Genomic DNA, 13,492 nt, shown 5'->3' with positions numbered 1-13,492 from the left:
GCCGGGCAAGGCTACCCGAGCTCGCCGCTCTCAGGGGTACGCCGCGAGTGTCGGGGTGTGCTGCGACGATCGGAGCATGAGCGAGACGGTTCTCACCCGGCGGCAGGCGTCCGATGCGGTCACCGGGCTCGGCTGGCGGTTCGTGCTGGGCGAGCTGCAGGCCGTGGTGCCGGTGGCGGCGCCCGCGCAGGCGGTCGACGTGGCGGCCCGCGCGGTCGCGGCGGCGGGGTCCGGCGACGACCGCCACCTGCATCTTGACCTGCGCGCCGACCGGGTGCTGCTGACCGTGCGGCGGCCCGGCTCCCGGCCCACCGCGGCGGAGACGGCGCTGGCGGCCCGGGTCTCGGCCGCGCTCGGCGAGGCCGGATACGCGATCGACGCGACGGCCGGGCCGGAGCGGGCCGTGCAGGCGCTGGAGATCGCGATCGACGCGCTGGACATCGCCGCGGTGCGCCCGTTCTGGCAGGCCGTGCTCGGGTACGCGCCGGAGCCCGACGGATCGCTCGCCGACCCGTACGGTCAGGGCCCGGCGGTGTGGTTCCAGCAGCTGGACGCGCCGCGCCCGCAGCGTAACCGCATCCACCTGGACGTCTCGGTGCCGCACGACGAGGCCGACCGCCGGGTGGCGGCGGCGCTGGCGGCGGGCGGGCGGATGGTCGACGACGGCGCGATGCCGGCGTTCCGGGTGCTCGCCGACCCGGAGGGCAACGAAGCCTGCGTCACCACGTGGCTGGGCCGGGACTGATTCTTCACCCGGCGGCCAGGCCGCGCAGGGCGGTGCGGATCGATGGGGTGGGGTCGAAGGCGGGGTCGGGGCAGGCGAGCTGGATCGCGAGCAGGCCGTCGATCAGCGCGAGCATCGTCAGGTAGTCGGCCTGCGGGTCGCGTGAGCCGAGATGCGCGAGCCACGGCTTGCCCCAGGCGGCCAGCCGCTGCCGGGCCGCGCCGATCCGTTCCTGCAGGCCGGGGTGGAACGCGGCCTCATGGAAGATCGCGTGGCGGGCGAGTGTCAGCCGCCGGGCGGGCCCGGCCAGTTCGAGCACCATCTGCGCGACGAGCCGCGTCACCTGCTCGGGATCCGACGGCGCGGCGGCCTGCCCGGCGGCCAGCCGCTGCCAGACCTCGGTCTCGATCTCGACCAGCCGGTCGAGCACGCCGCCGATCAGCGCCTCGCGGGTGCGGAAGGCGTTGGAGGTGGAGCCCTCGGGCAGCTCGGCGGCGGCGTCGACCGCGCGGTGGGTCAGCGCGCGCAGGCCGCGGGTGCCGAGCACCTCGATCGCGGCGTCGAGGAGCTGCTGTCTGCGGTCGGACATGAGAGCCATACTACAGTTGTAGTCAGTGGCACTACAGATGTAGTACGGTCGCCCCATGGTGAAGAGAGCTGCCGTCGTAGGTGGCGGCATCGGCGGTCTGACGGCCGCCGTCGGACTGCGGGCCGCGGGCTGGGACGTGACGGTGTACGAGCGCGCCGACGCGCCCCCCACCACCGGCACCGGCCTGGGCATCTGGCCCTCGGCGCTGCGCGCGCTCGACGGGCTCGGCATCGGCGGCCGGGTGCGCGCGGCCGGGCTGCCGCAGGGCAACGGCGCGATCCGCCGCCCGGACGGCAGCCGGATCGTGGCGCTGGACATGGACGCGGTGACCGCCCGCCACGGCGAGCCCGTGCACCTGGTGGCCCGGCCCGCGCTGCTCGGCGTGCTGCACGCGGCACTGCCCGCCGGGGTGGTGCGCTTCGGCGTCCCGGTCGGCGACGTCACGGCGCTGCGGGCCGAACACGACCTGGTGGTGGCCGCCGACGGCATCGGCAGCCGCATCCGCACCGCGCTGTACGGCGAGCGCCACGGCCTGCGCTACACGGGGGCGACGGTGTGGCGGGGCACCGCCGACCTGGACACCGACACCGGTGGCGAGACCTGGGGCGTCGGCGCGCGCTTCGGCGTCACCCCGCAGGGACCGGGCCGCACCAACTGGTACGCCGTGGTGACCGCCCCCGAGCACCACCAGCCCGCCCTGCCCGCCCCGGACGAGCTGCGCCGGATCTTCGGCGGCTGGCACGACCCCATCCCGGCCGTGCTCGACCGGTACGCCACCTCGGGGGTGATCCGGCACGACCTCCATCACCTCGCCCCGGCGCTGCCGTCCTACGTGCACGGCAACGTGGCGCTGCTCGGCGACGCCGCGCACGCGATGACACCCGACCTGGGACAGGGTGCCTGTCAGGCGGTCATCGACGGCGCGGTGCTCGCGGAGTGCCTGGCCGACGGCGACGTGCCGGCCGGGCTGCGCGAGTACGACCGGCGCCGCCGCCGCCCCACCCAGCGCATGGCGGCGACGTCGCTGCTGGTGAACCGGATGTCCCAGGCCCGCCGGTTCCTGCCACTGCGTGACCTGGTGCTGCGCACCGCGCTGACGCTCGGCGGGCCGCCCGCGTAGGGATGACGGGCCGCGTCGGGGGTGACGGGCCGCCCCGCGCGTGGGCGACGGCCATGATCGCGGTCTCGTGTCCGGATGCGCGCTCCGGCCTCACCTCGGGACACGGGACGGCGATCATGGTCGGCGCCGCGCGGTGGGAGCGGTGTCCGTCGTTGCGGTGGGCGGTGGCGGGACCGGCGTGGAGGGGTCTGACCTGGGCTTTCCGGGTGTGCAACGGGTTGCGGGCCGTGGGTTGGTTTTTGCACTGGTTGCTGTAAGATTCCCGGGGTGACGACGAGCAGGCTTGCGGCGGTGGCGAAGTTCGCGGGAGTGTCCGAGGCGACCGTGAGCCGGGTGCTGCGCGGCAAGCCGGGGGTCTCCCAATCGACGCGCGACGCGGTGCTCACCGCGCTGGACGTGTTCGGGTTCGCGCGGCCGGAGCCGGTGCGCAGCGAGCGGGCCCGGCTCATCGGGCTGGTCGTGCCCGATCTCAGCAACCCCATCTTTCCGGCGTTCGCCGAGGTCATCGGGGTGTCGCTGATCCAGCGCGGGCTGGTGCCGGTGCTGTGCACGCGTACCTCCGACGGGGTGTCCGAGGCGCACTACATCGAGATGCTGCTGGCGCAGCAGGTCGGCGGGATCGTCTTCGTGGGCAGCAGCTACGCCGACGCCGGCCCGGCCGCGATCAAGCAGCTCACCGAGCGCAAGCTGCCGATAGTGCTCATCAACGCGGCGGACGAGAACCTCGGCGTCGCGCGCATCTGCGTGGACGACGCGGGCGCGGCCGAGCAGGCGCTGGCGCACCTGGCAGGCCTCGGGCACGAGAAGATCGGCCTGATCCTGGGGCCGGTCGGGCACGTGCCGTCGGCGCGCAAGCTGGCCGGATTCGCCAGGTTCTGGGAGGAGCGGGGGGAGACCCGCTGGCGGCGCTGGGTCGACCACACCGTGTTCACCGTCGAGGGCGGCCGCGGCGCGGCGAACCGGCTGCTCGCAGCCGGGGTGACCGGCCTGGTCTGCGCCAGCGACGCGCTCGCGCTGGGCGCCGTGCGCGCGGTGCGCAAGCAGGGCCTGGACGTGCCCGGCGACGTGTCCGTGGTCGGCTTCGACGACTCGACCTTCATGGGCGTCACCGACCCGCCGCTCACCACGGTGCGCCAGCCGGTGCGCGCCATGGCCGGCGCCGCCGTGCTCTCGCTGCTCCAGCAGCTGGAGGGCCGTCCACCCGCCGCCGAAGAGGTCCTCTTCGACCCCGAGCTGATCGTCCGCAGCACCACCGGCCCCTGCCCCGTCCCGGCGTGACGCCACGCCCACCGCTCGCCCACCGCGCTTGCCGTGCCCACCGTGCTTGCCGTGCCGTCGCGCTCGCCTCGGCCGGTCCGGGCGGTGCCCTGCGTCGCCGGCGTGGCGACGGGATGGCCGCTCATGATCGTTCGACTTGCCTGGCAACTGGGCGTATGAGCGTGCAAGATACGCCCACCTGCCAGGCAAGTCGAACGATCATGGGGTGGCGGGAGCGGTGACGATCTAGCGATCGTGCTGGTCGCGCCCTTGTCGGGTGATCAGATCGGTGCGTCGGGAACTTGCGGTGTAGTGCAAGTGGATGGCAAGCAAGCGATCACGTTTTTGCGTCATCCTCTGGACTTCCGGGCGCGAGCGCGCCTATCCTTCTGTCCACGCCACGGCGCTTAACCCCCGAGCGACGTGGCAGCAATGCGCAATTAACAACCGGCGCGCTGGTCGTGGCCGGTGCCGTGTGCATACAGAAGGGAACGGAACCCCATGAACCGACGCATGTTCGGCAGGTCCCTGGCGGTGGCGCTGGTGGCCGGCACGACGCTGCTCGGCGCCGCCTGTGCCGGCGAGGAGCCGGAGACCCCCGGCGGTCCGGTGACCATCACCGTCAACGGCATGCCGCCCGCGACCGACGCTGTGAACCGCGCCAACTTCGAGGCCGACGTCAAGGCGTTCGAGGCCAAGTACCCGAACATCAAGATCGACGCCAAAGAGGGGTTCATGGACCCCCAGCAGTTCGCCACGAAGCTGGCCGGCGGACAGCTCGAGGACGTCTTCTACGTCTACCTGACCGACCCGGCCGCGCTGATCGCCAAGCGCCAGGTGCAGGACATCTCGGCGCAGCTGGCCGAGTTCCCGTCGATCAAGGACATCAAGCCGGACCTGATGAAGGTGTTCACCGACTCGGCGGGCAAGGTCTACGGCGTGCCGGTGGCCAACTACTCGCTGGGCCTGGTCTACAACCGGACGCTGTTCGCCAAGGCCGGTCTCGACCCGGCCAGCCCGCCGAAGACCTGGGAAGAGGTCCGCGAGGCGGCCAAGAAGATCACCGCCCTGGGCAACGGGATCGTCGGGTACGGCGACTACAGCAAGAACAACACCGGTGGCTGGCACTTCACCGCCGAGATCTACTCGATCGGCGGCGACGTCGCGGTCAAGGACGGCGACACCTGGAAGGCCGCCTTCAACAACGACAAGGGCAAGCAGGTCCTGCAGCAGCTGAAGGACATGCGCTGGACGGACGACACGATGGGCCAGCGCCAGCTGCTGGAGTGGGCCGACCTGCTGCAGATGATGGCCTCCGGCAAGCTCGGCATGTACGTCGGCTCGGCGGACAACTTCCCGGTCATCGTGAACCAGTACAAGGCCAAGTACGAGGACTTCGGCCTGGGCGGCATCCCCGGCGGGCAGGGCACCCTCGGCGGCGGCGACGGCTACATGTTCAAGGCCGGGCTGAGCCCTGAGAAGATCAAGGCTGGTCTGACCTGGCTGTCCTTCAAGGGCGGTGCGCTCGACCCGTCCCGTATCGCGGCCGACAACGAGAAGGCCGCCGCCAAGGGCCAGCCCGTGGGCCTGCCGCAGCCGAACATCTGGACCGGCGACTCGCTGGCCAAGTGGGAGGAGGCGACCAAGAAGTACGCCAACATCCCGTCGGAGAACTTCGGTCCCTTCCTGGCCACCACCACCACGATCCCGCTGAAGCTGGAGCCGCCGCTGGCCCAGCAGATCTACGCGGTGCTCGACACGGCGATGCAGAAGGTGCTGACCGACAAGAACGCCGACGTCAACGCGCTGCTCGCCGACGCGGAGAAGCAGGTCAACCAGATCCTGACCGCCGTCAAGTGAGGCGGGGAGGGGTCCCGGGCAGCTCACGGGGCTGTCGGGGACCCCTCCGGATCAGCTGGACCGGTGGCCCGCACGAGCAGGAGAGGAAGCAGGCGATGACGGTGATCGCGCCGGAGCAGGCGGCGTCGACGGCACGGGGGAGCGGTGGGCGCGACGCGGCGTCCACGGGGCCGGGTCCGGCCCGGATGGCCAGGCTGCGCCGCAAGATCGGCGACAACCTGCAGGCGTACGCGTTCCTCGCGGCGGGCCTGCTGTGCTTCGGCCTGTTCTCCTGGTGGCCGCTGGTCAAGGGCATCGTGCTCAGCTTCCAGCAGGACAACTTCGTCACCGACCCGATCTGGGTCGGGTTCGACAACTACCGAGCGGTGCTCGACGACCCGCTGTTCGGCACGGCGTGGCTGAACACGCTGGAGTTCACCGGGCTGGCGCTGCTGTTCGGGTTCGCGGTGCCGTTCGTGATGGCGCTGGTCATCAACGAGTTCCGGCACGCCAAGGGCTTCTTCCGGTTCGCCGTGTACCTGCCGGTGATGCTGCCGCCGATCGTCAGCGTGCTGCTCTGGCAGTACTTCTACGACCCCGGCACCGGCCTGTTCAACGCGGTCCTGTCGGGCGTCGGGCTGCCCACCTCCGACTGGACCCAGTCGCCGAAGATGGCGATGATCTCGCTGGTGCTGGTCTCCACCTGGGCCAACATGGGCGGCGCGACCATCATGTACCTGGCCGGCCTGGCCGGCATCCCCGGCGAGCTGTACGAGGCCGCCGAACTCGACGGCGCCTCGATCTGGCAGCGCGTGCGGCACGTGACCATCCCGCAGATGCGCTTCATCATGCTGGTCCTGCTGCTGCTGCAGATCGTGGCCACGATGCAGGTCTTCATCGAGCCGTACCAGCTCACCGGCACCACCAACGAGGAGACCATCACCGTGATGGTGCTCATCTACCGGTACGCGTTCACCGTCAACAACGACTTCGGCCTCGCCGCCGCGATGAGCGTGCTGCTGTTCATCGTGCTGGGCGCGTTCTCGGCCGTCTACCTGCGGCTCACCCGCAAAGCCGACTGAGGAGGATCCCCATGAGTGCGATGACGCGATCCCTGGTCTCCGAGGCGGACCTGCGCCGCGGCAGCGGCCGGCTGATCTACCGGCTGGTGCTCGGGGCCATGGCGGTGGCCTTCACGCTGGCCTTCCTCTTCCCGCTGTACTGGATGGTCACGGGCGCGCTGAAGTCGCCGCTGGAGCTGGCACAGACGCCGCCGACGCTGTGGCCGCACGAGTGGCACCCGGAGACCTACCTCGACGCGTGGCGGCGGCTGGAGATCGGCAAGTTCCTGGTCAACACCGCGTTCTACGCGCTCGGCGGCTGGCTGATCCAGCTGATCATCGACGTGGCGGCGGCGTACGCGCTGTCCAAGCTGCGCCCGGTGCTCGGCAACGTGGTGCTGGGCGGCATGCTGGCCAGCCTGATGCTGCCCGCCGCGGCGCTGCTGGTGCCCGCCTACCTGACCGTGGCCGAGGTGCCGATCTTCGGGGTGAACCTGCTCAACACCCCGTGGGCGCTGTGGCTGCCCGGCGCGGCCAACGCGTTCAACATCTACGTGCTCAAGCGCTTCTTCGACCAGATCCCGAACGACCTGCTGGACTCGGCGGGCATCGACGGCGCGGGCCGGTTCCGGCTGCTGTGGCACATCGTGCTGCCGCTGTCCCGGCCAGTGCTCGCGGTCGTCTCGATCTTCGCGATCATCGGGTCCTGGAAGGACTTCCTCTGGCCGCTGCTGGTGCTCCAGGACCCCGAGGTGCAGACGATCAGCGTGGCGCTGAGCCGGCTGGCCAGCACCGGCCGGGTCACCAACAACGAGATGTTCGCGGGGCTGGCCATCGCCTCCGTACCCATGGTGATCATCTTCATGGTCTTCCAGCGCAGCATCCTCAACGGCCTGTCCGCGGGAGCCCTCAAGGGCTGACCCGCACCGATGTCCGGCCGCATCCGCCCGGTGGCGGCCGGTAAGAGATCCGCTCACGCATCGCCGCCCGGTCCCGCCTGCCCGGGGGCCGGACGGTGCTGCCCGGAACACGGCCGCCGGGCCGGGTTCCACACGGGGGCGGGGCGTGCCGACGCCCCGGACAGACCGACGCAAGTGAAGGGAGTACGCAATGACGCTGCACCATCGCACCGCTCCACGGATCCCCGCTCGCACCCTGCTGGCCGCCGTCGCCGCGACCGCGGTCACGCTGACCGCCGGCCTGCTCACGGCGCTGCCCGCCGCCGCCGCGACCACCACGTACCAGGCCGAGTCGGCCGCGCTGGCCGGCGGCGCGGTCGTCGCCACGGACCACACCGGCTACACCGGCAGCGGGTTCGTCGGCGGCTTCACCGACGCCAACAAGGGCAACGCCCGGACCACGTTCACCGTGAACGTGGTCGGTACGGCCAGCCGCACGCTCAGCCTGCGCTACGCCAACGGCACCACCCAGACCAAGACGCTGTCGCTGTACGTCAACGGCAGCAAGGTCAAGCAGATCAGCCTCAACGCCACCGCGAACTGGGACAGCTGGGGCACCCAGGTCGAGACCGTGTCGCTGCCGGGCGGCAGCAGCACCGTCGCCTACCGGTTCGAGAGCACGGACTCGGGCAACGTCAACCTGGACAGCCTGACCGTCGCCGACATCGCGGCGCCGCCCGCGGGCCAGTACGAGGCCGAGTCGGCCGCGCTGTCCGGCGGCGCGAGCGTGGCCACCGACCACCCGGGCTTCACCGGCTCCGGTTTCGTCGGCGGCTACACCGACGGCAACAAGGGCAACGCGAACACGTCGTTCACGGTGAACGTCACGAACGCGGGCGCGGCGACGGTGACCGTGCGCTACGCCAACGGCACCGGCGCGAACATGACCCTGTCGCTGTACGTCAACGGCACGAAGCTGCGCCAGATCAGCCTGCCCGCCACGGCGAACTGGGACACCTGGGGCACGATCGCCGAGGCGGTCGCCCTCAACGCCGGGAACAACACGGTCGGGCTCAAGTTCGACAGCACCGACTCGGGCAACGTGAACCTGGACCACATCACCGTGTCCGGCGCCGCGTCGCCCAGCCCGACGCCGACCCCGTCCGCCAGCCCGACGACACCGCCCACCGGGGTGTCGTACGAGCTGGAGACCGGCTTCCTGTCCGGCGGCGCGTCGAGCGCGACGTCCACCGGCGGCTACACCGGCACCGGCTACGTCACCGGCCTGACCACGTCCGGCGCTCGCGTGATCCGCACGGTCAACGCGTCCACCGCCGGGGCGAGCACGGTGACGCTGCGTTACACGAACACCAACGGGGCGGCCCGCACCGTGTCGGTGTACGTCAACGGCCTGAAGACCGGCCAGCTCTCGCTGCCCGCCGGGTCGGGCTGGCTCACCGCCGCGCAGAGCCTCACCCTGCGCGCCGGGCTCAACATCATCGGCTACCAGTACGACTCCGGCGACTCCGGCAACGTGCTGCTCGACAACGTCACCGTGGGCAGCGGCACCGCCCTGAACACGCGCGGCGCGACGGTGCCGTACACCGTCTACGAGGCCGAGTCCGGCAGCACCAACGCGCCGGTGATCGGGCCGAACCGGGCCTACCTGTCCGAGCCGTCGGAGGCGTCCGGCCGTCGCGCCGTCAAGCTGTCCTCGACCGGGCAGTACGTGCAGGTCACGCTGACCAAGCCGGCCAACGCGTTCGTGATCCGCTACTCGATCCCGGACAACGCGGCGGGCACCGGCACCACCGCGCCGCTCGCGCTCTACGCGGGCGGCACGAAGCTCCAGGACGTCTCGCTCAGCTCCACCTACAGCTGGGTGTACGGGGCGTACCCGTACAACAACAACCCCGCCGGGGGTGAGGCGCACCGGTTCTTCGACGACGTCCGGGTGCTGCTGGGCACGACCTACCCGGCGGGCACGGTCATCAAGCTGCAGAAGGACGCCTCGTCGAGCGCGGCCTACTACACCGTCGACCTGATCGAGGCCGAGGTCGCCCCGGCGGCGCTGAGCCAGCCGGCCGACTCGCTGTCGGTGACCTCCTACGGCGCGGTCGCCAACGACGGCGGCGACGACACCAACGCGTTCAACAGCGCGATCGCCGCGGCGCAGAGCCAGAACAAGGTCCTGTGGGTGCCCGCGGGCACGTTCGTCACCAACGCGCGGATGAACATCCAGAACGTGAGCCTGCGCGGCGCGGGCATGTGGCACACGGTCATCAAGGGCACCAACGGCAAGGGCGGCTTCTTCGCCACCGGCTCGAACGTGCGGCTGGCCGACTTCACTTTCAGCGGCGACGTGCGCTACCGCGACGACAGCGCGTTCGACGCCGGCATCGAGGGCAACTTCGGGACCGGCTCGCTGGTCAGCCACGTCTGGATCGAGCACACCAAGGTCGGCATGTGGCCGTCCGCCGGCACCGACGGCCTCTACGTCGTGGGCACCCGGATGCGAAACATCTTCGCCGACGGGGTGAACGTCAACGGCGGCGCGGCCAACGTGCGGATCGACCAGAGCGCGCTGCGCAACACCGGTGACGACGCGCTGGCCATGTGGTCCAACTCGGCACCGGTCACGGGCAGCGCGTTCACCTTCAACACGGTGGCGCTGCCGATGCTGGCCAACGGCGCGGCGATCTACGGCGGCAACGGCAACCGGATCGAGGACAACCTGATCAGCGACTCGGTGTACGCCGGGTCCGGCATCGCGATCAGCACCTGGCACGGGGCGCTGCCGTTCAGCAACACGACCTCGGTGCAGCGCAACACGCTGACCCGGACGTCGAGCTTCGAGCGCAACTGGAACTCGGCGCTGGGCGGCCTGTGGATCTACGCCGAGGCCACCGACATCACCGCCCCGGTCCTGGTCAAGGACGTCGACATCGTCGACTCCACCTACCAGGGCATCCTGCTCAGCTACCAGCGCGACATCACGAACCTCACGCTCGACCACGTCACCGTCAACGGCGCCGGGACGTACGGGATCGAGCTGAACGCCGCGGGCAGCGCGTACGTCACGTACGTCACCGTCACCGGCGCCGCGAGCGGTGGGTTGATCAACCACACCGGATACACGCTCAACCGCGGCCCCGGCAACAGCGGCTTCTGACCCGACCCAGCCCTTAGCGAATCGAAGGCAGGTACCCGTGTTCCACAACGACGACCGCGACTGGTGGCGTCACGCCGCCATCTACCAGGTCTACCCGCGCAGCTTCGCCGACGCGAACGGCGACGGCGTCGGCGACCTCGCGGGGATCCGCGCGAAGCTCGGGTACCTGCACGCCCTGGGCATCAACGCCATCTGGTTCAGCCCGTGGTACCCGTCGCCGATGGCGGACGCCGGCTACGACGTCGCCGACTATCGCGACATCGATCCGTCCTTCGGCACCCTCGCCGAAGCCGAGGCGCTCATCGCGGAGGCGCACGCGCTGAACATCCGCACCATCGTCGACATCGTGCCCAACCACTGCTCCGACGCCCACGCCTGGTTCCAGCGGGCGCTGGCCGAGGGGCCCGGCTCGCCCGCCCGGGACCTGTTCTGGTTCCGGGCCGGGCGGGGCGAGCATGGCGAGTTGCCGCCCAACGACTGGACCTCCGTCTTCAACGGCCCGGCCTGGACCCGGGTCGCCGACGGCGAGTGGTACCTGCACCTGTTCGCCCCCGAGCAGCCCGACCTGAACTGGGAGAACCCGCTGGTCCGGGCCGAGTTCGAGGACATCCTGCGGTTCTGGTTCGACCGGGGCGTGGACGGCATCCGGATCGACTCCGCCGCCATGTGCGTCAAGGACCCGGCCCTCGCCGACTTCGACCCGGCCGACCCGCCCACCCCGCACCCGTTCGTCGACCGTGACGAGATCCACGAGATCTACCGGGCGTGGCGGACGGTCGCCGACTCGTACGAGACGCCGCGTGCCCTCATCGGCGAGGTGTGGCTGGCCGACATCGACCGGTTCGCGCAGTACCTGCGGCCCGACGAGATGCACGCCGCGTTCAACTTCGACTTCCTCGGCTGCCCGTGGGACGCCAAGGCGCTGCGCCACTGCGTCGACGCCACCCTCGCCTCGCACGCCGGGGTCGGCGCGCCCAGCACCTGGGTGCTGTGCAACCACGACGTCACCCGTACGGTCACCCGCTACGGCCGGGCCGAGACCGGCTTCGAGCACGGCCTGCGCCAGGCTCGCCACCTGCTGCCCAGCGACGAGGCACGCGGCCTGCGCCGGGCCCGCGCGGCGGCGCTGCTCACCCTGGCCCTGCCCGGCTCGGTGTACGTGTACCAGGGCGAGGAGCTGGGCCTGCCCGAGGTCGAGCGGCTGCCCGACGCGACCCGGCAGGACCCGATCCACCACCGCAGCGGCGGCGTCGACCCCGGCCGGGACGGCTGCCGCGTGCCGCTGCCCTGGTCCGCCGAGGGCGCCTCGCACGGCTTCAGCCCCGAGGGCGCCGCCGCCGCCTGGCTGCCCCAGCCGGACTGGTCCCACCTCACCGCCGCCGCGCAGCAGGCCGACCCCGGCTCGATGCTGCGCCTCTACCAGGCCGCGCTCGCCATCCGCGGCAGCGAGACGGGCCTCGGCGACGGCCCGATGACCTGGCTGGACAGCCGCGAGGACGTGCTCGCCTTCACCCGCCCCGGCGGCTTCACCTGCCTGGTCAACCTCTCCACCGACCCCGTCGACCTCCCCGCCCACGCTGCGGTCCTGCTCTCCAGCATGGAACTCGACGGCGGCCGGCTGCCGTCCGATGCCGCCGCCTGGCTGCGTACCCCCTGAAAAGCCCCCGGGGCGGCGAGTTGAGCGGACTCGCCGCCCCGGGCCGAGAAAAGGAAGGGCACCTTCTTATCGGATTCCGTAGAGGAAGGTGCCCTTCCTAACCTCGCCATCCGTGAGGACCGCGCGTGCAAGTGGCTTGCATGTGAGTGTTCTACACTTGCGCGATGGCGCGGAGGCTGGCCGAGGTGGCCAAACATGTGGGGGTCAGCGAGGCCACGGTCTCGCGGGTGCTCAACGGTAAGCCGGGCATCTCCGACGCCACCCGCGCGGCGGTGCTCTCCGCCCTCGACGTGCTCGGCTACGAGCGGCCCACCAAACTGCGCGGCGAGCGCGCCCGGCTGGTCGGCATCGTGCTGCCGGAGATGCAGAACCCGATCTTCCCCGGGTTCGCCGAGGTCATGGCCGGGGCGCTGGCCAAGCGCGGATTCACGCCCGTGCTGTGCGCGCGCACGATCGACGGAGTGCCGGAGTCGGAGTACGTCAGCATCCTGCTGGAGCAGAACGTCTCCGGCGTGATCTTCGCCAGCGGCCTCTACCAGCAGACCCGGGCCGCGCACGAGCACTACGCCCGGTTGCGCGAGCGCGGCCTGCCCACGGTGCTGATCAACGCGACCGCCGACGGGCTCAGCTTCCCCCGGGTGTGCACCGACGAGGAGCACGCGGTCGAGCAGGCGTACGCCCACCTCGCGGCGCTCGGCCACGCGCGGATCGGGCTGGTCCTCGGGCCGCCCGACCACGTGCCCTCGGCCCGCAAGCTGGCCGCGTACCGGACGGCGCGGGCAGGCGCGGACGAGCTGGTCGCGCACGGGGCGCTGACCATGGAGGAGGGCCACGCCGCGGCGGCGCGGCTCATCGCCGAGGGCGCCACCGCACTGATCTGCGCCAGTGACGTGCTGGCCATCGGCGCGATGCGGGCGGTGCGGCGGCTCGGCAAGCAGGTGCCGGGGGACGTGTCGGTGGTGGGCTTCGACGACTCGGGGCTGATGGCGTTCACCGACCCGCCGCTGACCACGGTGCGCCAGCCGGTCACCGCGATGGGCCAGGCCGCGGTGGCGCTGCTGATCAGCCAGATAGAGGCGGAGCAGGTGCCTGACGACGAGCTGCTGTTCGAGCCCGAGTTGGTGGTCCGCGCCTCGACCGGCCCCGCCCCGGCCTGACCCGACCGGCCTGAGCC

The 13,492-nt window shown here is 71.4% G+C and carries 10 protein-coding genes; 9 read left to right on the top strand and 1 reads right to left on the bottom strand.

Going from position 1 to position 13,492, the window contains the following annotated elements; all coding sequences use genetic code 11:
* The first annotated feature begins 76 nt into the window (after window positions 1-76).
* Window positions 77-745: a VOC family protein gene (locus CS0771_RS37910; RefSeq protein ID WP_212845429.1), complete on the top strand. Its 669-nt coding sequence runs from the start codon at window positions 77-79 to the stop codon at window positions 743-745.
* Window positions 746-749: 4 nt separating this feature from the next.
* Here CS0771_RS37910 and CS0771_RS37905 read toward each other — a convergent pair whose 3' ends face one another.
* Window positions 750-1,313 (bottom strand): TetR/AcrR family transcriptional regulator, encoded by a 564-nt coding sequence (locus tag CS0771_RS37905; protein WP_212845428.1) that lies wholly within the window; start codon window positions 1,311-1,313, stop codon window positions 750-752.
* 55 nt (window positions 1,314-1,368) lie between these two features.
* Here CS0771_RS37905 and CS0771_RS37900 point away from each other — a divergent pair, with 55 nt between their 5' ends.
* From CS0771_RS37900 to CS0771_RS37865, 8 genes are all read left to right on the top strand, one after another.
* Window positions 1,369-2,433, top strand: a complete 1,065-nt coding sequence (locus CS0771_RS37900; protein WP_212845427.1) for an FAD-dependent monooxygenase — start codon at window positions 1,369-1,371, stop codon at window positions 2,431-2,433.
* 267 nt (window positions 2,434-2,700) lie between these two features.
* Window positions 2,701-3,711 (top strand): LacI family DNA-binding transcriptional regulator, encoded by a 1,011-nt coding sequence (locus CS0771_RS37895; protein WP_244871269.1) that lies wholly within the window; start codon window positions 2,701-2,703, stop codon window positions 3,709-3,711.
* Between the two features lie 480 nt (window positions 3,712-4,191).
* Window positions 4,192-5,550 (top strand): ABC transporter substrate-binding protein, encoded by a 1,359-nt coding sequence (locus CS0771_RS37890; RefSeq protein ID WP_212845426.1) that lies wholly within the window; start codon window positions 4,192-4,194, stop codon window positions 5,548-5,550.
* A 95-nt stretch (window positions 5,551-5,645) separates the two neighbouring features.
* Window positions 5,646-6,611 (top strand): carbohydrate ABC transporter permease, encoded by a 966-nt coding sequence (locus tag CS0771_RS37885; protein WP_244871268.1) that lies wholly within the window; start codon window positions 5,646-5,648, stop codon window positions 6,609-6,611.
* Window positions 6,612-6,622: 11 nt separating this feature from the next.
* Window positions 6,623-7,510 (top strand): carbohydrate ABC transporter permease, encoded by an 888-nt coding sequence (locus tag CS0771_RS37880; protein ID WP_212845425.1) that lies wholly within the window; start codon window positions 6,623-6,625, stop codon window positions 7,508-7,510.
* Window positions 7,511-7,700: 190 nt separating this feature from the next.
* Entirely contained in the window at window positions 7,701-10,661 is a 2,961-nt protein-coding gene (locus CS0771_RS37875; protein ID WP_212845424.1) for a CBM35 domain-containing protein, read from the top strand.
* 37 nt (window positions 10,662-10,698) lie between these two features.
* Window positions 10,699-12,318, top strand: coding sequence for an alpha-amylase family glycosyl hydrolase (locus CS0771_RS37870; protein WP_212845423.1), 1,620 nt, complete (start codon window positions 10,699-10,701; stop codon window positions 12,316-12,318).
* 164 nt (window positions 12,319-12,482) lie between these two features.
* Complete coding sequence (locus CS0771_RS37865; protein ID WP_212845422.1) at window positions 12,483-13,475, top strand: LacI family DNA-binding transcriptional regulator; 993 nt, start codon at window positions 12,483-12,485, stop codon at window positions 13,473-13,475.
* Window positions 13,476-13,492 lie beyond the last annotated feature (17 nt).

Origin of the sequence: Catellatospora sp. IY07-71 (assembly GCF_018326265.1) — a bacterium.
Lineage (GTDB): Bacteria > Actinomycetota > Actinomycetes > Mycobacteriales > Micromonosporaceae > Catellatospora.
Note: the sequence above shows the minus strand (reverse complement) of the source record. Positions and strands in the feature narration are given on the sequence as shown.

Bases quoted from the DNA above. Each gene is read 5' to 3' on its own strand.
- CS0771_RS37890 (WP_212845426.1), top strand. From the start codon at position 4,192: ATGAACCGACGCATGTTCGGCAGGTCCCTGGCGGTGGCGCTGGTGGCC.
- CS0771_RS37885 (WP_244871268.1), top strand. From the start codon at position 5,646: ATGACGGTGATCGCGCCGGAGCAGGCGGCGTCGACGGCACGGGGGAGC.
- CS0771_RS37910 (WP_212845429.1), top strand. From the start codon at position 77: ATGAGCGAGACGGTTCTCACCCGGCGGCAGGCGTCCGATGCGGTCACC.
- CS0771_RS37900 (WP_212845427.1), top strand. From the start codon at position 1,369: ATGGTGAAGAGAGCTGCCGTCGTAGGTGGCGGCATCGGCGGTCTGACG.
- CS0771_RS37905 (WP_212845428.1), bottom strand. From the start codon at position 1,313: ATGTCCGACCGCAGACAGCAGCTCCTCGACGCCGCGATCGAGGTGCTC.
- CS0771_RS37875 (WP_212845424.1), top strand. From the start codon at position 7,701: ATGACGCTGCACCATCGCACCGCTCCACGGATCCCCGCTCGCACCCTG.
- CS0771_RS37865 (WP_212845422.1), top strand. From the start codon at position 12,483: ATGGCGCGGAGGCTGGCCGAGGTGGCCAAACATGTGGGGGTCAGCGAG.
- CS0771_RS37880 (WP_212845425.1), top strand. From the start codon at position 6,623: ATGAGTGCGATGACGCGATCCCTGGTCTCCGAGGCGGACCTGCGCCGC.